The following is a 26,197-nucleotide window of genomic DNA, read 5'->3' as shown; positions in this document are numbered from 1 at the left end:
CAATAGATGATAGTCTACAAGGATTTTCATGAAAATGCAAGAGGATTGAAAAGATATTTTTATTCGGTAATGACCAGCCAGTTTATTGGCTGAAACTACCTAAGTATTTGACTTGGTTATGTTGGGCTAATTGGCTAAAAGCTTGATCTAGCGCTGCCGCCTGCCCGGCCTGTCCGGCAATTTCAATAAAGAAACGATAATGCCCTAATTCACGCCGGGTCGGACGCGACATGATCGCCATTAAGTTTAAACGGCGCTGTGCAAATTCTTGTAAAATACGATCTAACAACCCGGCGTGATCAGTTTGCGGCGTAATGTAGCACAACGCCCGAAAATCCTGATCCCAGGGCTGGACCTGCTGCAACCGCGCCAGTTGCTGTTTGACCACAATAAAGCGGGTATAATTTTCATCGGTGTCGGTGACGTCAGCTAATTTTAAGAAGTCCGCCGGCAATTCCGGTAAGTGAAATTGGGGGATGAGCGCCGCATCCCCGGCCACGGCAGTCCGTAATTTATTAAACGACAACATATTACTTTCGGTGGTCAGCCGTTCCGCCTGGGGTAAGCGCGCCAAGATGCGGGTGCACTGGCCCTTAGTTTTAAACTGCACATAGATCCGCTTGATCGCCGCTAAGTTCGCGGCCTTGGCAGCTAATGAAAAGCGTACCGGCACTAAGACTTCCCCAACAACTTGTAAGTTGGCGTAACTTAAAATGCCTAATGTATTTTGCACGTACCCATCCAACGTATTTTCCAACGGCAATAAGGCGTAGGCCACCCCGTTTTGAACGCTGGCCGCCACTTGATCAATGGAATTATAATAAGTTAATTGCCACGCCATTTTTTTTTGTTTTAAATATTGTTGGGCCGCAATGTCACTAAACGTGCCGGCTGGACCTAAAACGGCTAATTGTGGCGCCATCACTGAGCCTCCAACAGATTGTGGGTCACAAATTCCGGCAAGGCTGTCAATGCCAGTGGATAAACTACCGGCGTGCCGATTGCTTTTAAGTAGATCATGTTGACGCGGCCGCCCCGATTCTTTTTATCCCGCGCGATCCGCGCATAAAAATCGGGCTGCCCAATTAGCGCGCTGGTTAAAGGCAAACCGACCGCCGCCAGTTGGTGGCGTAATTTTGCAGTTGTCCCAACCGGCGATAAACCGGCGTGCTCGAAACATTGCGTCAGCGTCACCATGCCAATGCTAACCGCCTCACCATGGGCTAAGGCGCCTTGCGCACCGGCTTCAATAGCGTGTCCAAAAGTATGACCAAAATTCAAGATCTGCCGCAAGCCGCCTTCTTTTTCATCAGCCATAACGATCCGCGCCTTAAACGCAACACTGGCCTTGATCAACGCCTCCGCGTGGCTAGTGATCGCCGCCACGTTAGGGATCTGCTCGATCAATTGCCAAAAATCAACACTGGCGATCGCTGCCATCTTAACGACCTCCGCGTAGCCTTCAACTAAATAGCGCTGCGACAAGGTCGTCAACGTTGCCGGATCGATCAAAACGGCATCTGGTTGGTAAAAAGTACCAACTAAATTTTTCCCGGCCGGTAGATCAACGGCGGTTTTACCACCAACACTACTGTCGACCTGCGCCAATAACGAAGTGGGAATTTGGATAAAAGCTAACCCGCGCATGTAAGTCGAAGCGACAAAACCAGCCAGATCACCAACCACACCGCCGCCTAACGCGATCACACCAGCACTGCGCGTGAACCCATCGCCTAACAGTTCATCGTATAAGGATGATGCCGTCCCTAAAGACTTGCTGGCCTCGCCAGCAGTCACGGTATACAAGTAAACTTTAAACCCAGCATCGCTTAATTGCGCGCGGATCTGTGCAGCATACAACGGGGTCACGTTGGTATCACTGATCAAGGCCACTTGCTGGATCTTGGGCCACTGGCGTTTGACCAGCACACCAACTTGGGCGAATAACCCTTTCTCAATATAGATCGGATACGCTTTTTCTGGTAACTTAACTTCAACTTGTTGCAACGTATAACCTTCCTTCCCAAAATAAAACGCAGACAGCCACCACCTTAAATTTACGCCGATATGACGCAGCCAATACCGGTGGCAACTTATAGTCTAGTTTACACGTTATTGACTAGAGTATAACCGCTAAACTAGATGCAGCGCCAACTTCTGCTTACTCCCAACTATCCATCAACCGCCGAATGGCAAAAACTTGTTCCGTCATTTTCAGGTAAGTGTCTGGCTTCAACGCCTGCGGACCGTCAGAAAAAGCGTGTTCTGGGTCGTCATGGATCTCCACGATCATCCCGGCAGCACCAGAAGCCACCCCAGCGTGGGCCATCGGTGTGACCAGATCCCATTCACCAACGGCATGACTAGGATCAACGATCACGGGATAATGGGATAATTTTTGTAAAACAGGTACTGCGGCTAGGTCAAAGGTGTTACGGGTATATTTATTGTCAAAAGTCCGGATACCGCGTTCCAATAACATGATCTGGTGATTGCCCCCCGCGGCAATGTATTCCGAAGCATTTAATAGATCATCGATGCTGCCAGCCATTCCCCGTTTTAAAGCTACTGGAACGTTGGTTTTGCCGACTGCTTTTAATAAGGAGAAGTTTTGCATATTACGCGCACCGATCTGGAAAACGTCAGTGTACTTAGCAATCAAGTCAACGTGATCTTCATCCATAACTTCAGTGATCACGTCCATCCCATTTTCATCAGCGGCCTCACGCAAGTATTTCAAACCAGCTTCACCTAAACCTTGGAAGCTGTAAGGTGACGTCCGTGGCTTGTAGGCACCACCGCGAAGGATCGTTGCCCCACCTGCTTTAGCGACTTTGGCCATCCGGCGAACATGGTCTTCCGTTTCAACTGAGCACGGCCCCGCCATCATCGTAAAATGCCCTTGCCCACCGATAACTGAGTGTGGCAACGTGATGACCGTATCCTCCGGTTGGAACAAGCGACTGCCTAAAACGGCGGCCGGTGTTTTTTCGATCACTTCGGCGACAACCCCGGCCTCCGCAGCCGTTAGCGCCACCGTTTTAACTTCCGGAATGGCCAAATGGTTTTTGATGCGGATCACCGTGGCTGGTGTCGCTTTTAACCGGGCGATCAAGCCCGCAACAATTTTTTCGTCTGCGTTTGTCTTTAATTGAATAATCATTTACATTACCTCATTTTTAATTATTATTTTTGATAGAGTTGTGCTTCCATTGCTTGGGTCACTTGGGTCAATGGCATTTCAGCGCCAGTCCACAATTTATAGGCTAGAACACCTTGGTGGATCAACATCGGTAGTCCATTATACGTGGGACAACCAAGTTGCCGCGCTGCCTTTAAAAATGCCGTTTCTTTAGGAAAATAGATCACATCGCTGACCACGGTCTGGGGCGTCAGCTGTTGTAGCACCGCCAAGGGTAATGGTAACTCATTGCTGGCACCCATGCCAATATTAGTTGCGTTGACCAACAGATCACTTTGTTGCAGGGCGTGCGTTAATTCCGCGGTGGCCTGATAATCATGAATATTGATCGTGATCTGCGTAGCCGCCGCTAATTCCGTTAACTTAGCGGCAACCGGTGCGTAAGTTGCGTTGCGCCGTTTGAAAACATCCAGCGTTGTGATCCCAGCCGCCGCGGCCGCGGCAATGATCGCCATACCGGCACCACCAGCGCCTAAGATCGTCATGTGCGCATTTTGAAAATGCACACCCTTTTGTGCCAAACCAGCGAAAAACCCGGGCCCATCAGTACTGTGGCCGATCAAATGACCATCGTGATTGACGATCGTATTGACCGCACCGATCAACTGCGCTTCCGGCGCAATTTCATCAAGCAGCGGTATGATCCGCGATTTAAACGGCATCGACAAGTTAGCACCGCCAAAATTTAAATGACGCAGACTAGCAACCATCGTCACCAGATCAGCAGTGTAATCAAACGCAAGATAAGTAGCGTTCATGCCATAGTGGGCAAACGTAAGATTATACATTAGCGGTGATAAACTGTGGTGTGCTGGGTGAGCAAAGAAACCGTATAATTGTGTTTTTCCGTCAATTGCCATTAAATCACGCTCCGTCGAATTGGTGTTTGAATTTGATTGTCAGCCCGCCATAATTTCTGATAAGCCGCCACAACGGCATCAGCAGTAAAACCGTAGTCAGCTAAAACCTCGGCCGCTGGACCACTAGCCCCAAAGGACTCGATACCTAAGCTGAGCCCATCTAAACCGACAAACCGTTCCCAGCCTAGGGTCGTGCCTAATTCCAGCGAGACCCGCCGCCGGATCTGCCGCGGTAAAACCTTTTCCCGGTAAGCAACTGGTTGCTGCATAAACCGATCGAAACACGGCATGGACACAACTTTTACATCGTGACCAAATTTCCGTAAACGCTGCTGAGCTTCGATAGCCAGCGCAACCTCAGAACCAGAAGCGATCAAGATACCTTCTGCCGTGCCGTGTTGTTGGGGGGCGATCACGTAGCCGCCGCGACTGACACCATCTGGCTGGCTTAAGCTGCCTTGTAAAACGGCTAACTGCTGCCGGGTCAAAACCAACACTGTTGGCCGATCATTGGTCGTCATTGCTAAACGCCAAGCCGCCACAGCCTCATTAGGATCCGCCGGACGAATCACGCTGATCCCCGGCATTGCCCGCAAACTCATCAATTGTTCCACCGGTTCATGAGTTGGGCCATCCTCGCCAACGGCTAAGGAATCATGGGTGAAAATATAAGTCACCGGTAAATGCTGCAACGCGGCTAGGCGAATGGCCCCGCGCATGTAATCAGAGAAAACGAAGAAAGTGCCGCCGAAAACGTGCGTCCCGCCATGTAACGCAATACCATTCATGGCCGCGGCTTCAGCGAATTCCCGCACCCCGAAGTTCAAATTACGCGCTTGCCGGGTAGTGGCGCTAAAGGAACCACTAGCGGCAATATCCGTTTTATTGGATGACGCCAGGTCAGCAGCCCCACCCCAAAAGCTAGGAATTTTAGCGGCTAAAGCTTGGATCACTTTTTGACTCGTTTGCCGACCAGCTTCACCAGCACCTAAAGTGTACTGTGGTAAATCAGCTTGCCAATCCACCGGTAATTCTTGGGTCAATGCTTGGTGCAGCTGCGCCGCTAACGCCGGTTGCGTTTGTTGGTAAGTTGCGAGGTCGGCTTGCCATTGTTGGTGGGCCTGGTGACCACGTTGTTGCACCTGTGTTTGAAACCGCTGCTGAACGGCAGCCGGCACCGTGAATGGCGCTTCTTGCCAGCCAAGATTCCGTTTGGTCGCGGCGAGATCGACCTGCCCTAATGGCGCCCCATGCACCAAGTGCGTGCCTTGTTTAGGCGCACCGTAACCGATCGTCGTTTTAATTTCGATCAAGCTAGGGGCTGCGGTTGCCTTGGCCGCTGTGATCGCCGCATCAATTGCGGCCAGATCATTACCAGCGGCGACTTTTTGATAATCCCAGTGGTAACCGGCAAAACGTTGCTGCGCGTCATCGGAAAAAGTCCGCGCGGTTGCGCCATCCAAAGAAACATCGTTGGAATCGTATAAAACGATCAATTTATTCAGTTTTAAATTACCAGCTAAACTAGCCGCTTCGTGGGAAATACCCTCCATCAGATCACCGTCCCCACACATGACGTAAGTAAAATGATCGATCACCTGCTGCTGTGGCGTATTGAACTGTGCGGCCAAATGGGTCTCAGCCATCGCCATCCCCACCGCCATAGCTAGGCCCTGCCCTAATGGTCCAGTGGTGGCATCCACCCCAGCCACGATTCCCCGTTCCGGATGACCGGGGGTTTTGCTATGTAATTGCCGAAACTGCTTTAGATCGGCCAAGCTGGTAGCAAAACCACTGAGGTGCAACATACTGTACAGCAGCGCTGAACCATGTCCCGCTGATAAAACAAAGCGATCACGGTTGATCCATTCTGGATCTTGCGGATCCACTCGCAAATGGCGACTGTACAAAACGTAAGCCATTGGTGCTGCATCTAATGGTAATCCCGGATGCCCAGATCCGGCCCGCTCGATCATGTCAATACTCAAAGCTCGCAATGCGTTAACGCTTAACTGATCTGTTTCATCAAACATATTGATCCCTCCATAAGTAAATAAAAAGTCGCACAACATTTTATTTGCTGTGCGACGAGATACTTCTCTAGAGAGATTGCCTAAATAAAGACGGTTCCCCAAAAAGAAAAGCCACACAGCTGATTTTTGAATCATCCATGTGGCCAAGTTTTTAATACACGCTTAAAGACTATTGGCTCGCATAGATGCAGACGTCGTGTCTGCACCTAGCTTGCCGGTGCAAACACTACTTAAAGAACCAATAGTAATAATACGTATTCGATTGTGATATTAGTGTACACATTCGGTTTACTTGCGTCATATTAAAAACTCCTTAGAATTGAATGACATTAGTATAACAAGCCCCTGTGAACGCGTCAACCTTTTTTTGAAAAAAATATTTTGTGCTTAACAATTACCTAGTGGCGATTTACAATGGAACTGTAGTTGAGAATAAATACGGGAGGCTTGATGACTTGGCTCTTATTGAAGGTGCCATAATTATTACCGGATTGGTGCTCGTACTATTACACGATAAGCATCATCTCAGCGACGAAGGCTAGAAAAAATTCAACGTTGGCATGTAAGAATGCTTGGTTTGCTGGAGGTGCAGACTAAACGTTCTTTTTTATACCCTGAATGGCCCGGACCACACGCCTTAAATTTTGCCAAAAAAAAGCAACCCGACGCCGCTTCAAGACGTTGGGTTGCTTTATTTTTTTTAACCGACGGTGCCTTCCATTTCATAACCGATCAAACGGTTCAATTCAACGGCGTATTCCATCGGTAATTCCTTCGTAAATGGTTCAACGAAGCCCATAATGATCATTTCGGTTGCCTTCGCTTCCGAAATACCACGGCTCATTAAATAATAGAGTTGCTCTTCAGAGATCTTAGAAACCTTGGCCTCATGTTCCATTGAAACATTGCCGTTAAGAATCTCATTGTAAGGCACTGTATCCGAGCTAGATTGTTCATCCATGATGATCGTATCACATTCAATATGCGCCTTCGAGCCATCAGAATGACGGCCAAAGCGAACGGTGCCCCGATAATCAACGGCGCCGCCATCTTTCGAGATCGATTTTGACACAATTGAAGATGATGTGTTTTTAGCATTATGGATCATCCGCGCGCCGGCATCTTGATCCACGTTATGCCCGGCAACGGCAATTGATAGCATGGTGCCGGTTGCGCCTTCGCCATCCAAATAAACACTCGGATATTTCATGGTGATCTTGGAACCTAAGTTACCATCGACCCATTCCATCGTGGCATTTTCCATTGCCTGTGCCCGCTTGGTTTCCAAGCTGTAAACATTATTCGACCAGTTCTGGATCGTCGTATAACGCATATAAGCGTCCTTCTGGGCAAATACTTCAACGACGGCAGCATGTAAACTATCAGAAGAATAGTTAGGTGCGGTACAGCCTTCAACGTATTGCACACTTGCGCCTTCATCAACGATGATCAAGGTCCGTTCAAATTGGCCAGAATTTTCAGCATTTAAACGGAAATACGATTGGATCGGCACATCCGTTTTAACACCTTTTGGCACATAAATAAATGAACCACCGGACCAAACTGCTGAATTCAAGGCCGCAAACTTATTGTCAGCGGGTTTAACTAGTTTGCCAAACCACTTCCGGAATAATTCAGGATATTCTTTCAAAGCAGTATCCGTATCCGTGAAAATGATGCCTAACTTGTTAAATTCATCCCGCATGTTGTGGTAAACCACTTCGGATTCATACTGTGCTGAAGAACCAGCCAAATATTTACGTTCAGCTTCAGGTACCCCTAAGCGATCAAAGGTATTTTTAATGTCCTCAGGTACATCTTCCCAATCACGGTATTTCTTATCCGTGGCCTTTTGATAATACAGCATGTTGTCCAGGTCTAATTTAGTTAGATCAGGACCATAGGCTGGCATCGGCAATTTTTTGTATAACTCATAAGCTTTCAACCGATAATCCAGCATCCACTTTGGTTCCTTTTTTTCTCTAGAGATCGACCGAACAACTTCTTCGGTCAACCCATGACCTGTTGAGAATACAGGTGTAACGTCATCATGGAAGCCAAAATCATAATCTTTATCTAAACCTAATTCATCAACGCTGTTCGCAATAGCGGCATTGTTTTTGGTATTTTCAGTTTCAGGCATTGGCATAAGCTGTCCCCCCTATTCATTAATTAAAACGTAAGGCATTTCTTGTAATCGGCTTAAACGCTTGCCTAAGCCGACAACCACACTTGATATCCTAATTTTTAATCACATTTAATCTTCATGTTGACTTAATAATTGAGCCATTCCCTTACCATCTTCACCAGTCAGCGCATTATTCAACGCCTTCCAAGCTAAAGTCGCACATTTGATCCGCGCTGGAAATTGAGCGACCCCTTTTAGGATCGACGCATCCCCTAACACGTCTAGATCAACATTGGGCTTATCACCAATGATCATTTCAGAAAAGACTTGGACCATTTGTTCGGCTTCAGCCGGCGTTTTACCCATCACGGCATCAGTCATCATACTGGCTGAAGCTTGGCTGATCGTGCAGCCATCACCAGAAAAGGCGATGTCACTGATCTTGCCATCAGTTAACGCCACTTCTAATTGAAGAACGTCCCCGCAAGTTGGATTACGTAGTTCAATTTCACTGGTGGCCTGCGCTAAATGGCCGTGATGATGCGGATGCGCTGAGTGATCAAGGATGACTTGACGATATAAATTATCTAATTTAGACAGTGCCATTTTTGAAGAACTCCTTTGTCGCCACAATTGCCTCAACCAAACGATCAGCATCAGCTTTTGTATTATAAATATAGAAACTAGCCCGCGCGGTTGCTGGCACGTTCAAATATTTCATCAACGGTTGGGCACAATGATGGCCCGCCCGAACCGCGACGCCTTCCATATCCAAGCCAGTAGCTAGGTCATGGGGATGCAAACCATCCAAGTTAAAGGCGATCACGCCAGTATGCTTAGCGGGATCATGCGGACCATAAACGGTTAACCCCTCGATCGCTAATAATTTCGGTAAAACATAATTAACCAATTGTTGTTCATGTTCGTGCACTGCTGCCATGCCGAATTGATTAAGGTAATCAATCGCTGCGCCTAAACCGATCGCCCCAGAAATATCTGGTGTGCCCGCTTCAAACTTCCACGGCAACTGTGACCATGAACTATCAAATAAATTGACGAAATCGATCATTTCCCCACCGAATTCTACCGGTGGCATTGCCTTTAATAACGCTTCTTTGGCGTACAAGCCACCGATCCCAGTTGGACCAAGCATTTTGTGGCCAGAAAAGGCAAGAAAATCACAATCCAGATCTTGCACATCAACCGGCATATTAGGTAGTGATTGCGCGCCATCCGCCACCATAACTGCGCCATGTTGATGGGCCAACTGTGCTAATTCTTTGATCGGATTAACGACCCCTAAAACATTAGAAACTTGTGCGATCGCCACGATCTTAGTTTTATCCGTGATCTGTTGACGCGCATCGGCCATGTCCAACGTACCATCGGCGTTCATTTTAATGTATTTTAAAGTCGCTTTTTTACGCAACACCAACTGCTGCCACGGTACTAAATTACTGTGATGTTCCATGTAAGAAATCACGATTTCATCGCCAGCAGTAATATTAGCTTCACCGTAACTCGCTGCGATCCAGTTCAAACTAGTTGTTGTGCCGCGTGTGAACAACACTTCCTTAGTTGAACGGGCATTGATGAAAGCACGCACTTTTTCCCGTGCCGCCTCAAAATCTTCCGTTGCGCGTTCGGCCAGTGTATGCACCCCGCGGTGAACATTGGCGTTATCGTTGTAATAATAATGCGTCAATGCTTCAACAACGGCCTTTGGCTTTTGGGTTGTTGCTGCGTTATCTAAATAAACTAATTGTTCATCATTGACTTGCTGATCCAGAATGGGAAAATCAGCACGGATATCATTCAGACTTTTGCCCATTTTCTAACTTCCTCTCGATAGTAGCCGTTAATTGATCACGAACCCGTTTGGCGGGGATCTCAGTCAAAACATTACCTAAGAAACCGCGAATAACTAGGCGTTCAGCCCGTTTCTTATCGATCCCCCGACTCATCAGATAATACATCTGCTCTTGGTCGACCCGGCCAACACTAGCAGCATGGCCAGCGGTAACGTCGTTTTCATCGATCAATAAAATTGGGTTGGCATCGCCCCGAGCATGAGTCGATAACATCAGCACGCGACTTTCTTGCTGTGAATCGGAACCGCGTGCACCTTTGACAATATGGCCAACACCGTTGAAAATCAATGAAGAAGTTTCCAAAATGACCCCGTGTTGTAAAATATGGCCGATCGTATGTTGACCATAATTAGTGACCCGCGTATCGATCCCTTGTAATTGCTTACCAGTGGTAACAGCGACTACCTTCACTTCAGCGTGTGCGCCTTTACCTACTAAGTCGGTGTTGAAATCAACGACCACATTCCCATCGTTCATCATACCAACGGCCCAGTCTAACTGCGCATCATTGGCCAAGTTACCTTGCCGGCTAAGGTAGCCAGTTGTGGCAGGGCTAAATTGATCAACGGCAGAAAAATGGACATGCGCATCGTCAGCGGCGATCACTTCAACAACAACGTTCGCCAAGTTAGCTTCAGTGCCTACAGTGGCATAGTTTTCAGCATAAGTAACTTGGCTGTTAGTATCCGCAACCACCAAAACGTGCTGAATGAAATCCTGTTTGCGCGTACTATCTTGAATGTAATAGCCTTGGATCGGTTCCTTAACGACCACATTCTTCGGGACGTATAAGAAGGCGCCCCCGTTGAGAAATGCGGCGTGAAAAGCGGTTAAACGGTTAGCATCAGGCTTGATCGCCGTCGTCATGAAATACTTTTCAACTAACTCTGGATAATCCCGTACGGCAGTGAAAATATCTGTGAAAATCACACCTTGCGCCGCTAATTCTGGATCCAACCGGGTAGTGACCACTGTTTCACCAAAAGTCACCAAAACGTTTTTCGCATCAGCGTAGTCAAGATCTAACGCTGCTAAAGCCGTTGCATCCGAAGCTTGAACTGCTGGTTCATGCGCGTCAGTTAGCGGCCAACGCTGATACTGGATCTTATCAAATTTAGGTAGCGCTAATTCTGGATATTTAGCCAGCATTGTTAGGCGCAATTTCTGCAACCAATCAGGTTCATTACGGGCCGCAGAAAAGGCCGACACTGCGGATTGAAAATCGATTTCTGCTTGTGTTTCCATAACCTGCGCCTCCTTAGATTTCGTCCGTTAATTTAACATCAATACCAAGATCATCACGAACACCGGCATAGCCTTCAGCTTCCAACTTTTCGGCTAATTCTGGGCCGCCGCTTTCAACGATCCGGCCATCCATCATCACGTGAACGGTATCGGGTACGATATAGTTCAATAAGCGTTGATAATGGGTAATGATCAATGAACCAAATTCAGGGCCGCGCATTGCGTTGACCCCTTTGGAAACGACCTTCAAGGCATCGATATCCAAGCCGGAATCAATTTCATCAAGAATCGCAAATTTCGGTTGGATCATCATTAACTGCAAGATCTCGTTGCGCTTCTTTTCACCACCAGAAAAGCCTTCGTTTAGGTAGCGTTCAACCATATCATCGGTCATATCCAAAGTCGCCAGGTTCTTATCAAGGAATTTCATGAATTCCAAAACAGGGATCTGATCATCGTCAGCGCGCCGCGCATTGATCGCCGCCCGCATAAATTCAACGTTAGTCACCCCAGCAATTTCAGCAGGATACTGCATCGCTAAGAACAATCCTGCACGTGCGCGTTCATCGACTGGCAATTCAAGGATGCTTTTGCCGTTTAATAAAACGTCACCTTCAGTGACTTTATAAGCAGGGTTGCCCATGATTGCTTGTGATAAAGTGGACTTCCCAGTTCCGTTTGGTCCCATGATGGCGTGGATCTCGCCAGTATTCATAGTCAAATTGACCCCTTTTAGGATCTCTTTTTCTTGGCCTTTATCTTCATCAACAACGGCAACGTGCAGATTCTTTACTTCTAACTTTGACATGTGCTCTCCTCCGATATCAGGAATTATTGGTTATGGTCCAGTGAAAGCGATTTAACAGAAAATCGTTTCCAATATTAAACAATACTCATTCTAACTTAATTGAGAATCTTTTTCAATGACCCTTAGCGACTTACTTAAAGTTTTTTAAGCTAAATAAGACTTGTGGTACTGGCTTATGGTTACAATCACAACGTTATGGTTGAAAATTAAAATTAAATAAGAATGTGCTAAAATTCACTTATGAAATGACCACTGTTGGTAGCGATTTCTTTTAGAAAAAATAAAAAACTACGATCACTCGTAGTTTTTTACTTTTGGTCTTATTTAACTGGCAGAACGGCCCCTTTAAAGTGCTTGCCGATCCATTTTTGCGTTGACTTCGATTGCAATGCTTTCTTCAACTTTTTGATTGCTGGTTTATTTTGGTCACCTTTACGGACTTCCAAAATATTAGCGTATGGTGATGATTTCTTCTCCAAAGCAATTGCATCCGTCTTCGGATTCAAGCCACCTTGAACGGCAAAGTTAGCGTTGATAAAGACCACGTCACCTTCATTGTTCTTGTACAATTCAGGCATTAATTTCGGATCATAATCGTACTTGAATTTCAGTTGCTTCGGGTTAGACGCAATATCATTGAAATCTGCATCGGTTAACTTAGTTCCCTTTTTGATCGTGATCAATTTAGCGTCCTTTAAGATCTGTAAAACCCGCCCATAATCAGGCCGATTGTTAGAAACTAAGATCGTTGCCCCTTTTTTAACATTGGCTAACTTCTTAACAGTTTTAGAATAAGCACCGATCGGTTCCAAATGAACGGCACCGATATCCACGATTTTATACCCATTTTTAGCAATTTCTTGTTCCAAATATGGCTTGTGGGCAAAATAAGTAACGTCTAAGTTTTTCGCAACTAGCGCCTTATCGATCAAGGAATAATCTTGGAAAACGGTCACTTTCAGATTGACGCCCTCTTTTTTCAACTGCGGCTTAACGTGATTCAGAATAATTGAATGCGGTGTTTTTGTTGCCCCAACTTTTAAAGTCGTTGCGGCTTCAGCCGTTGTACTGAGTGTGCTCGCCCCGAGCACTAATACCGCCGCGGCAGTAATAAACTTAATTAAACGATGTTGCTTTGACATAAAAAATCCCTCCATTTTTCATAAACCTAAATTAATAACCAAAACTTAATTTGCAACTCGCTTATCCAACTTGTTGACGATCAGATCGCCCACCGTTTGACAAACAAAGACGACAGCCAAAATAATAATCGTTGCCACTAAAGTTACCGTGTTATTGCTGGCCTGAAAACCATCTAAGTAGGCCAAATTACCTAGCCCACCAGCCCCGATAACCCCGGCCATTGCGGTAAAACCGATCAGTGAGATCCCCGTAACGGTGATCCCAGAAACCAGTGCGGGACTACTTTCAGGCAGTAACACCTTATAAATGATCTGCCAGCGCGTCGCCCCCATGGCCTCGGCCGCTTCGATGACCCCGTGATCGATCTCGTGAAACGCCAACTCCACCATCCGCGCGTAAAACGGAGCCGCGGAAATGATCAATGACGGTAACGCTGCCTTAGGCCCGATGATCGTACCGACTAACCCTTTAGTTAGCGGCAACAATAAAACGATCAAAATAATAAACGGCACCGACCGGAAAACGTTGACGAATAAGGCCGTGATCCCGTGCAGTAACCGGGCCCAAATATTGGTACTACCGGTTGTTTCAAATAATAGCAAGCCCAGTAAAATACCCAGAATCCCGACTAAAACTAAAGAAAATAACGTCATCCAAATTGTTTCACCAGTTGCCGACCACATATTCGCCCAATTGACCTGCGAAAAGTGAAAATACGATGAAAATCCGGTTGTACTACTCACCACGAATCACCTCCGTTACCACGCGCATTTTATGCAGATAATCCGTTGCCCCAGCAACTTCAGCATCATCGCCTAAAAGTTGCAAATACAACGTGCCGATCGCGCCTTCTTGGGTTTGATGAATACTACCATCCACAATATTCAAATCCACATTAGGAAATTGCCGTAGCATTTCGGAAATGATCGGTAACTTGGCCTGATCCCCGTGGAACGTTAATTTAACGATTTTACCAGTGGGAACTTGGGCTAACAATTCATTGATCACCACCGTAGTATCATTCATCTGCGGACTTTCTTCTTCCGAAACAAACTGGCGGGTGATCTCCATCTTCGGGTGCCGGAAAACATCGAAAACCGTGCCTTCTTCAACTACTGCGCCGGCGTCCATAACCGCCATCCGGTCACAGATCTTACGGATAACGTGCATTTCGTGGGTGATCACCACGATCGTGATCTTCATTTCCCGTTTGATCTTCAACAATAGATCCAGCACTTCATCGGTGGTTTTCGGATCTAGTCCGCTTGTGGCTTCATCGGATAACAAGATCTGCGGATCATTAGCCAAAGCGCGGGCAATCGCAACCCGCTGCTGCTGCCCACCAGATAACTCGCTGGGATACGCATTTTCCCGACCTTCTAAACCAACCGTTGCGATCAACTTAGTCGCTTTTTTAACTCGTTGTGCTTTATTCATCCCGACTAATTCCAGCGGAAACGTTACATTTTCTAAAACAGTGCGCGACCAGAGTAAGTTGAAATATTGAAAGATCATGCCCATTTTTTGGCGAGCTTCACGCAGTGGTTTTCCTTTTAACTCGCTCATCACCGTATCATTGATCGTGACGACCCCACTTGTCGGATTTTCCAACCCATTTAACATGCGGACCAGTGTACTTTTACCCGCACCAGAATAACCAACTATGCCATAGATTTCGCCATCATTGATCGTTAAGGTGACGTCTTTTACAGCAGTGATCGTTTTTTGCTTGCCGGGATACAGTTTACTGACGTCCTTGATTTCAATCACGCGTTAATCATCTCTTTCTTTTTACCGCTTAATTACGTTTGCGTTTTTTAGGCAACAAAAAAGCCCTTCGTCCCAACTAAACTAATACTAGTTGTTAAAGGACGAAAAGCTGAACTTTACGTGTTACCACCTTAATTTATTGATAGATCACTCTACCAACCTTAATGAGTTATAAACTCAGCGCATAACGGGCGCTTACCGGGCCAGATTACTTGATTTCACCTAGCGACGCTCCAGAACCATTCAACTAAGGCCATTACTGTTTCCCACTCCCAACAGCTCACTTAAAATGTCACCTTAGTGTCTTTCTTTCAACGCGCTTTATTGAATTGATTTCCATTATAAGCAGATTATAATTCAGTGTCAAGCACCAGCCGGCAGATAACCATTTTTTGTGTCCACCTACTGCCGAAAATAACTAACTTTTGGCCCCGGTGACCCTCAGCAAATTAAGTCAGTGGTCCAAGCGGCCTAATTAAATTTCTCGCTATCCGCACTAAACATATAACTATGATAATGGAAGCGCATTGACATGATCATTCCGATCCCGATCAAATTACCGATCAGCGCCGAGCCCCCTTGGGAAACAAACGGCAATGGAATCCCCGTCAACGGTAGTAGACCAATGTTCATACCAATATTTTCAAAAGTATGGAACAAGATCATCATGATGACCCCAGTAGAAATATAAGCATAAAATTCATTTTTTGTGTCGAAAGTGACCCGGATCATTTGGTAGATCAACAAAAAATAAAGCAAGATCAGCAAAGTCGACCCAATAAAACCAAAGTTTTCACCGATAACAGAAAAGATCATATCAGATTCACGAACTGGTACATAAACTTGAATATGATTAAAGCCCTTGCCAAAGATCTGACCGGAGCCAATAGCTTTCATACTGCGCCATAACTGATAACTAGAAGTACTGGTATCATTTGACGGATTTAACCAAGTGTCGATCCGCGCAAATTGATAAGAATGAAAACCTAAATGTGACAATAAATTTCGGCCCCAAGTGGTGGTGACAAAGGCTAAAACGGTTCCGCCTAATACGGTGATCGCGGAAATAAGTGGGACTAAGATCCGCCAGGTTACACCGGAAACTAATATGACCCCACCTAAAATTGCCAAGAAGACTAAGGTCGTCCCTAAGTCATTCTGAAAATGTAAGGACAGTAAAATTGGTAAGGTCCATAAAATAAGTTTACCGAGTAGCAAAAAATCACTGCGCACCGTGTGTTGCCGGTACTGATTGTTATGACTGCGAACGACCCGCGCCGCCATTAATATAAATGCTGGTTTCATAACTTCGGACGGCTGAAAAGTCAGTGGTCCAAGGGCAAACCAACTTTTAGCCCTAGTTTCAACATAATAGGCCCGACTATAAAAAATCAAAATCGCCACCATTAGAAAAATCCCAAAGCCATAGGCATAGGGTGCAATTTTCCATAATTGTTCGGAATCAAATTGCATCATCACAGCAACGATCCCGATCCCGATCACGTACCAGATCAACTGGGTCGCCACCATTTTAACCACATTAACACTTTTGGTATCGTGACTAGCGGCAACGTAAATCGACGCTAACCCAATTAAAGCCAGCATCATAATTGGAAAGATAATCCCGTAATCAATGCGTGAGTTTTCGCGTTCTTCACGCGCTGTTTGTCGATTCATCAACTCACCTTTCCTCTAATAGGTTAATTATTATTGCGGCCAAAGCAACTTTACAGTTAAAAGCCGCTATACTTAATAACTATTTATGCAAATGGTACTGCATGATCAAAGTATTCAAACCATCATCATAGGTTTTAGCGCGGTAAATTTCACCATTAGCTAATTCGATCACAAATTGAGCGGCATCGGGCCGAATAGTGCCGATCCGCCGTTTACCATCATAAACTACGCTGACAGTCACGTCCGCTTGTTGTTCTTCCTGAATACTAAGTTCGATCTTGTTGGGCTGTTTCGCCATAATAAATTTCACTCGCTTTCGCTATGTCTATAGGATTTTGATTGCGTAATAAGGTAAAATGCTGGGGTACTGGATCAATGCCGCCTTTGGCCAACGGCTGGCAGCGTAAAATTCGGCTGCCACCCATCAACAACCCCCGAATCACCCCAAATCGAGTAACGGCGGTTTGCATATAATGTGAACAAGTTGGGTAGTAACGGCAACGCTTAGGGGTACGCGCTGAAAAGCGCTGGTACCCTGCAATCAGCTTCAAGATCAAAGTTTGCATATCCATTCCCACTTCCTGCAAGTAAACATTAACGAACTACCATGGCAAAAAGAAGCCAAGCTTGCGGCTTAGCCTCTCCTTGATCAGCGGACAAAATCCAATAGATGACCCCAAGTACTAGGTAGAAAAACGCGTAATGGGTTACCACCGCCAACGGCATAACCGATCATTGCGCCAATGATGATCGCAATTGTCATCGCGATCGCCACTAGCAAAATTCGAATTAAAATCGGCTTCACAAAAATATCAAAGCGATTTGAGTCATTATTCATGCTATCACCTCAGTTTACCGTTTTTTATTGATATTGCCCAATAAGACCCCAGTACCTAAAGCAACCGCATCCAATGGCCGTTCCGCAACGATCACCGGCACTTTTAGATTATCCGTAAATAATTGTGCGATTCCGTGTAACAAAGCCCCGCCACCGGTTAACATGATGCCGTGATCAATAATATCAGCGGATAATTCTGGCGGCGTTTGATTCAAAACATCCTTTGCTGCCTGGACGATCACCATCATCGTATCGTGTAAGGCCGATTCGATCTCCTTAGACGTGATCGTGATCGTCCGCGGTAAACCAGTGACCATATCGCGGCCCCGCACGTCTAAGGACTTACCAGCGTCCTTGCCGTACACTTCACCGATCTCGATTTTAATTTTTTCAGCCGTGTGTTCACCGATCAACAAACTGTGTTCGCGCTTAACGAAAGCAGCGATCTCGGCGTCCATTTTGTCACCGGCTAAACGTAAGGATTGACTGGTCACAATATCGCCCATGGACAAAACCGCGATGTCGCTAGTGCCACCACCAATATCAATCACCATATTACCTTGTGGTTGAAAAATATCCATGCCCGCACCGATCGCTGCTACTTTTGGTTCTTCTTCCAAATAAACATTGCGCCCACCTGACTTCTCCGCAGCTTCGATGATCGCTTTTTGCTCAATTGACGTAATGTTGGTTGGACAGCAAATTAGAATATTGGGTTTGGATAAAACGCCTTTTACATTTAATTTATCAATAAAATAAGACAGCATTGCTTCAGTAATATCAAAATCTGCAATGACCCCATCTTTCAGTGGCCGAATCGCCCGAATATTGCCGGGCGTCCGCCCCACCATTTTGTATGCTTCTGCGCCGACGGCAAGTACCTTGCCGCTTTTCGTATCGATCGCGACGACTGAAGGTTCGTTAAGCACGATTCCTTTACCTTCGACGTGAATCAAAACGTTAGCGGTGCCTAGGTCAATGCCGATATCTTTCGCCATATTTATATTTCTCCTCTCACATAACCAAGTGCCACAATGACACTTCGGTTTCGAGCCAGTCTACTAGCCCAATCAATATTGAATTATAGCATAACTTCACAGGGACGAAAACCACTGGAGCCGCTCTCTAGTCGGTTTAAAAGTTAAAATTTTATCAAAAAACAGCTATCCCCCACAATGATCGGCGAATAGCTGCTAGTTTTTAAGGTTTAACCAGTGAAGTTAACCGTTGCACTTGATCTTGTTCACGCTGATAAGCGAGCTCTTTAGTAAAAGCCGTGCTATCTAAGCGCTCCTGATTAGCCGGTTCCGTAACCCGTACGATCGCCGCACCAAGTGCCCGCAATTTTTGCTGAAAATGATAATAACCACGATCTAAGTATTTTAAGTTGGTCACCCGTGTATAGCCCTTCGCCACTAATCCAGCAATAGTCAGCGCAGCCGCGGCCCGTAGATCGGAGGCAGCTACTTCCGCGCCATTAAACGCTGTTGGTCCATAAAGTAGCACCGAGCGCCCTTCAATTTTAAAATCGGCATTCATCCGGCGCAATTCCTCCAAATGCATGAACCGATTTTCAAAAACGGTTTCGGTCATCAAACTAGTGCCGGTGGCCGCCAATTGTAACACCGTCATTTGAGCTTGCATATCCGTGGGAAACCCTGGATGAGGCAGGGTCTTAACGCTAGTTGGCCGTAGATGCTGCTTACCAATGACCCGAACGCCAGCATCATTTTCGACAACGGTAACGCCCATTTCTTCAAGTTTAGAGATCAACGGTTTGTTATGTTCCTTGATGGCATCCTTAACTAAAACATTGCCCCCTGTGATCGCTGCTGCCACCATAAAAGTCCCAGCTTCGATTCGATCTTGAATAATACTATGCGTGCAACCATGGAGACTTTTGACGCCTTCGATCCGCAGGGTATCTGTACCAGCACCAACGATCTTAGCGCCCATTTTATTAAGCACGTTGGCCAGATCAACAATTTCTGGTTCCCGCGCCACGTTTTCTATCACAGTAGTGCCTTCCGCTAACGTTGCGGCCATCATAATATTTTGAGTCGCACCGACACTGGGAAAATCCAAATAAATGTTTGCGCCAACTAATTTAGCCGCACGCGCCTCAATGTACCCGGCATGTTGTTCGATTGTTGCGCCCAACGCTTCAAAGCCCTTGAGATGCAAATCGATCGGTCGTGTGCCGATCGCACAGCCACCCGGCATCGCAACTCGTGCATGCCCTAAGCGCGCTAATAGTGGCCCTAAAACAACGATTGAGGCCCGCATTTTTGAAACGTATTCCAATGGTGCCTCAAACGATAGATCGCCGGTAGCATCTAAGACGATCGTTTTACGTAGTTGATCGAATTCTAAGTTTAAATGCAGCACATTTAATACTTCATTCATCGTGAAAACATCGGACAAAATCGGTACGTTTTCCAATGTCATTTGGCCTTGCGCAGCTAAGATACTGGCTGCCAGAATCGGTAATACCGCATTCTTAGCCCCTTCGATCTCAACCGTTCCGTTCAATCTTTGACCACCGCGCACGATCAATTTTTCCATGGATTTTCCCTCCGTCAAACTGACTAGATTGTGTCTTGAATCTTTATTATAATGTACTTTCACTATTAAACGTAACTATTTTAATAAAAATAATAAGTTACGGGTGTTATCAATAAAACTTAAGAAAAAAGTAGTGCATAAATAACCTAAAACGGCCGCTAAGATCACGAACAGGGTTTGCGCTTGTGGAACATGACCGGGACGTAGTAAATGATCAAAGCGAACTGCCTGTAACGCCCAAAAAGCGACACCGGTAAAAATAAAATAGGCAGCTAAGGTAATAATGGCTTGAATACCGATGTTTTGCACAATCAAATTCCTCCTTCACGCGAATAACGCGCAATTAAGCCGTGAAAAAGGGATGCAACCCAAAAACAGCATTGCATCCGCCGGTTTTTCCTTGTCACCATTCTAACATAGACCAATCAAATTGTCAGGATTTTCCTGAGAAGTCGGTGTTAACAGCATTAAATAAAAAAACAGCCTAACATAAAATTTATGCTGGACTGCTTTTTGTTTAATGTTTGGCTACATTAATACGATTCAAAGCACGGCGTAACTTGATCTGTGCACGCGCTAATTCATCAGTATCGTGCTTCTCCTTAGCCGCCTTGATCCGCTCTTCAGCGTTATGTTCAGCCAGCTGTGCCCGGGACACATCAATATCCCGTTCACGTTCAGCTGAATCAGCGACGATCGAAGCAACATTATTAGACATTTCCATAAAACCACCGTTAACCGCGATCGCATCCTCACGATCAGGCTTATCCGCACGCTTGACGCGCACTTCATCAATCTGTAACGGTGCAATGATCGGCTCATGGTTAGGCATGATCCCTAACTGACCGTCTAAAGCTTTAACAATGATCATCGTTGCGTGATGATCATAAACGATGCCGTCAGGAGTGACAATATTAACTGTCAAAACTGGTTTGTCAGCCATTTGTGCACCTCCTAGTTAGCCGCAGCTTTTTTGGGTTCAGCAGCTGAATTATCTTGACCGTAACCCATTTTTTTAGCTTTTTCGACAACTTCTTCAATTGGACCGACACCACGGAAGGCATCTTCAGGAAGATCGTCGTACTTACCAGCTAAGATTTCCTTAAAGCCTTTGACTGTTTGATCAACCGGCACATATGAACCTGGCTGACCAGTAAACTTCTCGGCAACACTAAAGTTTTGTGACAAGAAGAACTGGATCCGCCGTGCCCGGGCAACAATGATCTTCTCTTCGTCAGACAATTCATCCATCCCTAAAATTGAGATAATGTCTTGTAACTCACGATAGCGTTGCAGAACTTGCTGAACTTGGGTGGCTACCCGGTAATGTTCTTCACCGACAATTTCTGGATCCAAGGCACTGGATGAAGAAGCTAACGGATCAACGGCCGGATAGATCCCCTGCTGGGTCAATGAACGTTCCAAGTTAGTCGTTGCGTCCAAATGAGCAAATTCAGTAGCCGGTGCCGGATCAGTATAGTCATCGGCAGGGACATAAACGGCCTGGATCGACGTAATTGATCCCTTTTTAGTTGAAGTGATCCGTTCCTGTAATTGACCCATTTCAGTAGCCAACGTTGGCTGATAACCTACGGCTGAAGGCAAACGGCCTAATAAGGCGGAAACTTCAGAACCGGCCTGGGTGAACCGGAAAATGTTATCAATAAATAACAACACATCCTGGCCCGCAACATCACGGAAATATTCCGCTAAGGTGACCCCAGTCAAGGCAACCCGCATCCGGGCACCAGGTGGTTCGTTCATCTGACCGAACACCATCGCTGTATTGTCGATAACGCCGGTTTCTTTCATTTCATAGTACAAGTCATTACCTTCACGAGTCCGTTCACCGACACCGGTGAAGACGGAAATACCACCATGCTGCTCGGCGATATTATGGATCAATTCCTGAATCAAAACGGTTTTGCCGACACCGGCGCCACCGAACAAACCAATTTTCCCACCGCGAAGGTAAGGCTCTAGCAGATCAATAACTTTGATCCCGGTTTCTAGAATTTCTGAAGAAGTACTTAGATCTTCAAAACTTGGTGCTTCCTTATGGATACTACTACGTTCGGCATCCGCTGGGAACTTATCACCAAAATCGATTGTTTCACCTAAAACATTAAATACACGCCCTAATGTTGCTTTACCAACTGGTACGGAAATCGAACCACCGGTATCATCAACGGTCATACCCCGTTGCAAACCATCAGTGGATTCCATGGCGATCGTGCGCATAACGCCGTCGCCTAATTCCAAAGCAACTTCTAACGTGACTGTTTCGTCCTGACCTTTTTGAACGAGCAGTGCGTTATTGATATCAGGGAGTGAACCATCTAAAGGAAACGAAACATCGACAACTGGGCCCATAACTTGGACAACTTTACCAGCACTCATATTGCTTTGTTCCTCCCGTCATTTTTAATTACCAGAACTATTCTAAGGCACTAGCTCCGGCCGTAATTTCTGTAAGTTCTTGCGTGATCGCACCTTGACGCGCCCGGTTATAGGTCAACGTCAATTTGTCGATCAAATCATTGGCATTATCAGTTGCACTGCGCATTGCGTTCATACCAGCAGAATGCTCCGCTGCTTTGGCGTCCATCAAGGCCCCAAAGATCAAACTAGCAGCATACTGTGGCAAAATAGCATCCAACACATCCTCTTGGGAAGGGTCGGCGATGTACTCAATATGCTGATCCTGAACTTCCGCAACATCTAGATCGGAAATCGGTAGCATTTTTTCTGCCCGAAATTCTGAGCGCAAAGTATTAACATGGTGATTGTAACAAACATACAACTCATCAAATACACCTGAATCATACATCGAAACCGCAGTAGTGACGATTTCCCGCACTTCGTTAAAAGTTGGAACATCACTAACACCACGATATTCATACGTAATATTCATGCCGCGATTTTTGAAAAAGTCCGCACCAGTTCCGCCAACAGCCATAAAAACATATTCATCAGCCGACTTATGGTCGGTGGTGATCATGTCAGTGACCGCCTTGATAACACTGCTATTATAACTCCCCACTAAACCACGATCAGAAGTGATCACCAGGTAGCCAGTCTTTTTGATCGGCCGCTGTTGAAGCATACTGCTGACTTTGATCTGATCTTTTGTGGTTTGCGGATCAGCGGCCTTTTCGCGTAGATCATTAGAATTATTGATTGCTAATAATTGCGCGGCGGCCATATGCGTCACAATTTCGCGAATTTTAGAAGAATATAGCTGATAAGCAGTTGATTTTTTTTCGATCTGATTCAACTTAGATGCCGAAACCATTTGCATGGCTTGGGTAATCTTTTCGGTACTTTTAGTCGATGCGATCCGGCGTTTGATCTCAGTTAATGATTCAGCCATAATCTCATCTCCTTCTAGTTCGTGGCCGCTGTAGCTGCACTCGCTTTAAATGTTGCTGCAAAAGCCTTAATACCTGCATCTAATGAATCATCTTCAGGTAACTTACCTGTCTTAGCCAAATTAGCTAAAACATCAGCGTGATTACTGTCAAAGAAGTTGAATAATTCTGCTTCGTAACGACCTAAATCGTCAACAGGCACACTATCGAGGAAGCCTTGGCGTAATGCGTACAAGATCAAAACCTGTTTTTCAACCGGTAATGGTTTGTGTACTGGCTGCTTAAGGACTTCAACTGTCCGCCGACCACGATTCAACTTAGCTTGCGTTGCAGCATCCAAATCAGAACCGAACTGGGCGAAACTTTCCAATTCACGATAAGATGCTAAGTCCACACGCAAAGTCCCTGCAACCTTCTTCATCGCTTTGATCTGGGCGTCACCACCGACACGGGAAACGGAAGTCCCAGCATCAATTGCTGGCCGTGTTCCTGAATAGAATAAATCACTATCCAAGAAAATCTGCCCATCGGTGATTGAAATAACGTTGGTTGGAATATAAGCAGAAACGTCACCGGCTTGTGTTTCGATAACTGGTAAGGCAGTCATTGAACCGCCACCTAGCTTATCACTCAACTTAGCGGCCCGTTCCAATAGCCGTGAATGGGTGTAGAAAATATCACCAGGATAAGCTTCACGACCTGGCGGACGGCGCAACAGTAAGGAAATTTCACGATAAGCCGCCGCCTGTTTCGATAAATCATCATAGATGATCAAAACATGCTGACCGTTATACATGAAATATTCACCAATTGCGGCACCAGCATAGGGTGCTAAATAAAGCATTGGTGCAGGTTCAGAAGGTCCAGCGGTGACAACGATCGTGTAATCCATTGCGCCATAACGCCGCAACGCTTCAACCTGAGCACGGACAGTTGATTCCTTTTGCCCAATGGCAACATAGATACAGATCATATTCTGATCTTTTTGATTAATGATCGTATCAATGGCAATTGACGTTTTACCGGTCTTACGATCACCGATGATCAATTCACGCTGACCCCGGCCAATAGGAACTAGAGAGTCAATAGCTTTTAAACCTGTTTGTAGTGGTTCACTGACGGATTGACGGTCCATAACGCCGGGTGCTTTAAATTCAATTGGCCGCGTATGATCAGTTTTAATATCACCCTGACCATCAATTGGCTGACCCAATGAATTAATAACACGGCCGATCATGCCTTCGCCAACAGGCACTTCCATGATCCGACCTGTACGTTTTACAGTATCGCCTTCACGAATATCGTCATATGAACCCATAATAATGATCCCGACATCATTTGTTTCCAAATTTTGTGCCATACCATATGAACCGTTTTGGAATTCCAACAATTCATTGGCCATTGCATTGTCGAGGCCATGTGCTCTTGCAATACCATCACCAACATAAGTGACCGTACCAACTTCTTCAACAGACAAATCAGCCGAATAATTAGCCAATTGCTGTTTGATCAAAGAACTGATTTCCTCAGCTTTGATGCTCATAGGGTTCACCTCTTTTAAAATAAAACATTACTCAATCACTAACCTAATAGTAATTGTTGCACTTGAGCTAATCGTTTACGAATACTACCATCAATAACTAAATTATTGGCTTCAACAATTAAGCCACCGATAACTGTCTCATCAACAGTATTTTTAATCTCAATCTGTTTGGCACCCAAACGCGTTGCAAGTTGTGTGGATAAAGCTTGTTGCTGCTCACTGGTTAGCGGAACGGCCGATGTTACTTTAGCATGCACAATTCCGTTAACTTGATCATAGCGCTGAACAAAAGCTGCTAAAATAAACGGCATCTCGTTCATTCGCCCATAATCAAAAACCATTTGCAACAAATTCTTAACACTAACCGTCGCACCTTGCTGCAAGCTAGTTAAAATTGGTTGCTTTTGTTCTAAGGTCAACGTTGCGTTGGTCAATACGCTACCTAACGTTGGCGTATCAGCAAAAACCTGCTGTAATGCCATCACGTCGGCAAAGACGGTATCAACCGTTCCTTGTTCTGTCGCTAGATCAAATAAGGCTGTGCCGTAACGTTGCCCGATCGTATACTTATCTAGCGCCATTTTGCTTCCCCAACCCTTCGATATAAGAATCAATCAGTGCCTTTTGGTCAGTGGCATTCAGTTCTTTTTGAATGATTTTAGAAGCAATCTCAATAGATAAGGCAGCGACATCATTTTGTGCACTCTTCAGTGCATCCGCACGTTCTTGTACGATATCTTTTTGGGCATTGGCCTTTAAAGTCGTCACGTCAGATTGTGCTTGGTCAATGATCGTTTGCCGCTGCTTTTCACCATTTTGGCGAGCAGTGGTCACAATAGTTGTCGCTTCGGTCTGTGACTTATCCAGTTCAGCCTGACGTTTAGCGGCTAATTCACTAGCCTCATTACGGGACTTCTCCGCATAATCCAAATCACCGGAAATTTTATCGGCTCGTTGATCCATCATTTTTGTAACTGGGCCCCAAGCAAAATGCTTGACCAACGCAACTAAAATAATGAATGAGATCGCATAGAACAGTAAATCGCCAACATATAAGCCACTGGCTGCACCAATAACGAAATGTGAAAGCATCTATTGACACCTCCTTTGTAAGAATGTGTTCCGCGGCACGGACACCGCTTA

The 26,197-nt window shown here is 45.7% G+C and carries 26 protein-coding genes; all 26 read right to left on the bottom strand.

From position 1 onward, the window contains the following. Window positions 1-82: 82 nt before the first annotated feature. Window positions 83-922: a prephenate dehydratase gene (locus tag FFM78_RS07985; RefSeq protein ID WP_137637915.1), complete on the bottom strand. Its 840-nt coding sequence runs from the start codon at window positions 920-922 to the stop codon at window positions 83-85. Beyond that, window positions 922-2,007, bottom strand: a complete 1,086-nt coding sequence (aroB, locus tag FFM78_RS07980) for a 3-dehydroquinate synthase (protein WP_137637914.1) — start codon at window positions 2,005-2,007, stop codon at window positions 922-924. Before aroB ends, FFM78_RS07985 begins: the two co-directional genes overlap by 1 nt. A gap of 154 nt (window positions 2,008-2,161) precedes the next feature. Continuing rightward, entirely contained in the window at window positions 2,162-3,163 is a 1,002-nt protein-coding gene (gene aroF / locus FFM78_RS07975; RefSeq protein ID WP_137637913.1) for a 3-deoxy-7-phosphoheptulonate synthase, read from the bottom strand. A 23-nt stretch (window positions 3,164-3,186) separates the two neighbouring features. Next, entirely contained in the window at window positions 3,187-4,062 is an 876-nt protein-coding gene (gene aroE / locus FFM78_RS07970) for a shikimate dehydrogenase (RefSeq protein ID WP_137637912.1), read from the bottom strand. Beyond that, a complete protein-coding gene (gene tkt, locus FFM78_RS07965; RefSeq protein ID WP_137637911.1) occupies window positions 4,062-6,095 on the bottom strand; it encodes a transketolase in 2,034 nt (677 codons plus the stop codon). Before tkt ends, aroE begins: the two co-directional genes overlap by 1 nt. A gap of 700 nt (window positions 6,096-6,795) precedes the next feature. Further along, entirely contained in the window at window positions 6,796-8,238 is a 1,443-nt protein-coding gene (gene sufB, locus FFM78_RS07960) for a Fe-S cluster assembly protein SufB (protein ID WP_137637926.1), read from the bottom strand. Between the two features lie 114 nt (window positions 8,239-8,352). Beyond that, window positions 8,353-8,829: a Fe-S cluster assembly sulfur transfer protein SufU gene (gene sufU / locus FFM78_RS07955; protein ID WP_137637910.1), complete on the bottom strand. Its 477-nt coding sequence runs from the start codon at window positions 8,827-8,829 to the stop codon at window positions 8,353-8,355. Continuing rightward, window positions 8,816-10,054: a cysteine desulfurase gene (locus FFM78_RS07950; RefSeq protein WP_137637909.1), complete on the bottom strand. Its 1,239-nt coding sequence runs from the start codon at window positions 10,052-10,054 to the stop codon at window positions 8,816-8,818. Before FFM78_RS07950 ends, sufU begins: the two co-directional genes overlap by 14 nt. Next, on the bottom strand, window positions 10,035-11,339 hold the full coding sequence (gene sufD / locus FFM78_RS07945) for a Fe-S cluster assembly protein SufD (RefSeq protein WP_137637908.1): 1,305 nt from the start codon (window positions 11,337-11,339) through the stop codon (window positions 10,035-10,037). Before sufD ends, FFM78_RS07950 begins: the two co-directional genes overlap by 20 nt. A gap of 13 nt (window positions 11,340-11,352) precedes the next feature. Continuing rightward, window positions 11,353-12,147 carry a Fe-S cluster assembly ATPase SufC gene (gene sufC, locus FFM78_RS07940; protein ID WP_137637907.1) on the bottom strand — a complete coding sequence of 265 codons (795 nt, stop codon included), beginning with the start codon at window positions 12,145-12,147 and terminating at the stop codon, window positions 11,353-11,355. A 320-nt stretch (window positions 12,148-12,467) separates the two neighbouring features. Next, the gene (locus FFM78_RS07935; protein ID WP_137637906.1) at window positions 12,468-13,289 is read right to left on the bottom strand and encodes a MetQ/NlpA family ABC transporter substrate-binding protein; all 822 of its coding nucleotides are present in this window, start codon (window positions 13,287-13,289) and stop codon (window positions 12,468-12,470) included. 45 nt (window positions 13,290-13,334) lie between these two features. Beyond that, complete coding sequence (locus FFM78_RS07930) at window positions 13,335-14,033, bottom strand: methionine ABC transporter permease (RefSeq protein ID WP_137637905.1); 699 nt, start codon at window positions 14,031-14,033, stop codon at window positions 13,335-13,337. Further along, window positions 14,026-15,060, bottom strand: a complete 1,035-nt coding sequence (locus tag FFM78_RS07925; RefSeq protein ID WP_137637904.1) for a methionine ABC transporter ATP-binding protein — start codon at window positions 15,058-15,060, stop codon at window positions 14,026-14,028. The genes FFM78_RS07930 and FFM78_RS07925 overlap by 8 nt, the downstream gene beginning before the upstream one ends. Before the next feature lie 471 nt (window positions 15,061-15,531). Continuing rightward, window positions 15,532-16,737 (bottom strand): FtsW/RodA/SpoVE family cell cycle protein, encoded by a 1,206-nt coding sequence (locus tag FFM78_RS07920; RefSeq protein WP_137637903.1) that lies wholly within the window; start codon window positions 16,735-16,737, stop codon window positions 15,532-15,534. A gap of 79 nt (window positions 16,738-16,816) precedes the next feature. After that, entirely contained in the window at window positions 16,817-17,035 is a 219-nt protein-coding gene (locus tag FFM78_RS07915; RefSeq protein WP_137637902.1) for a DUF2969 domain-containing protein, read from the bottom strand. Further along, window positions 17,004-17,309: a membrane protein insertion efficiency factor YidD gene (gene yidD / locus FFM78_RS07910; protein WP_223877035.1), complete on the bottom strand. Its 306-nt coding sequence runs from the start codon at window positions 17,307-17,309 to the stop codon at window positions 17,004-17,006. Before yidD ends, FFM78_RS07915 begins: the two co-directional genes overlap by 32 nt. Window positions 17,310-17,386: 77 nt before the next feature. Continuing rightward, the gene (locus FFM78_RS07905) at window positions 17,387-17,575 is read right to left on the bottom strand and encodes a DNA-directed RNA polymerase subunit beta (protein WP_137637901.1); all 189 of its coding nucleotides are present in this window, start codon (window positions 17,573-17,575) and stop codon (window positions 17,387-17,389) included. A gap of 14 nt (window positions 17,576-17,589) precedes the next feature. Further along, a complete protein-coding gene (locus FFM78_RS07900) occupies window positions 17,590-18,573 on the bottom strand; it encodes a rod shape-determining protein (RefSeq protein ID WP_137637900.1) in 984 nt (327 codons plus the stop codon). A 202-nt stretch (window positions 18,574-18,775) separates the two neighbouring features. Continuing rightward, window positions 18,776-20,140 carry a UDP-N-acetylglucosamine 1-carboxyvinyltransferase gene (gene murA, locus FFM78_RS07895; RefSeq protein ID WP_137637899.1) on the bottom strand — a complete coding sequence of 455 codons (1,365 nt, stop codon included), beginning with the start codon at window positions 20,138-20,140 and terminating at the stop codon, window positions 18,776-18,778. 75 nt (window positions 20,141-20,215) lie between these two features. After that, entirely contained in the window at window positions 20,216-20,449 is a 234-nt protein-coding gene (locus FFM78_RS07890; protein ID WP_137637898.1) for a DUF1146 family protein, read from the bottom strand. 208 nt (window positions 20,450-20,657) lie between these two features. Continuing rightward, complete coding sequence (locus tag FFM78_RS07885; protein WP_137637897.1) at window positions 20,658-21,083, bottom strand: F0F1 ATP synthase subunit epsilon; 426 nt, start codon at window positions 21,081-21,083, stop codon at window positions 20,658-20,660. An 11-nt stretch (window positions 21,084-21,094) separates the two neighbouring features. Further along, complete coding sequence (gene atpD / locus FFM78_RS07880; protein WP_137637896.1) at window positions 21,095-22,540, bottom strand: F0F1 ATP synthase subunit beta; 1,446 nt, start codon at window positions 22,538-22,540, stop codon at window positions 21,095-21,097. A 37-nt stretch (window positions 22,541-22,577) separates the two neighbouring features. Then, entirely contained in the window at window positions 22,578-23,513 is a 936-nt protein-coding gene (locus FFM78_RS07875) for a F0F1 ATP synthase subunit gamma (protein WP_137637895.1), read from the bottom strand. A gap of 14 nt (window positions 23,514-23,527) precedes the next feature. Then, window positions 23,528-25,054, bottom strand: a complete 1,527-nt coding sequence (atpA, locus tag FFM78_RS07870; protein WP_137637894.1) for a F0F1 ATP synthase subunit alpha — start codon at window positions 25,052-25,054, stop codon at window positions 23,528-23,530. Between the two features lie 38 nt (window positions 25,055-25,092). Next, window positions 25,093-25,635 carry an ATP synthase F1 subunit delta gene (atpH, locus tag FFM78_RS07865; protein ID WP_137637893.1) on the bottom strand — a complete coding sequence of 181 codons (543 nt, stop codon included), beginning with the start codon at window positions 25,633-25,635 and terminating at the stop codon, window positions 25,093-25,095. Then, the gene (gene atpF / locus FFM78_RS07860; RefSeq protein WP_137637892.1) at window positions 25,622-26,146 is read right to left on the bottom strand and encodes a F0F1 ATP synthase subunit B; all 525 of its coding nucleotides are present in this window, start codon (window positions 26,144-26,146) and stop codon (window positions 25,622-25,624) included. The genes atpH and atpF overlap by 14 nt, the downstream gene beginning before the upstream one ends. Window positions 26,147-26,197: the final 51 nt, after the last annotated feature.

The organism is Loigolactobacillus binensis (genome assembly GCF_005405165.1).
Classification (GTDB): domain Bacteria; phylum Bacillota; class Bacilli; order Lactobacillales; family Lactobacillaceae; genus Loigolactobacillus; species Loigolactobacillus binensis.
This window is presented reverse-complemented; position numbering and strand designations above follow the sequence as displayed.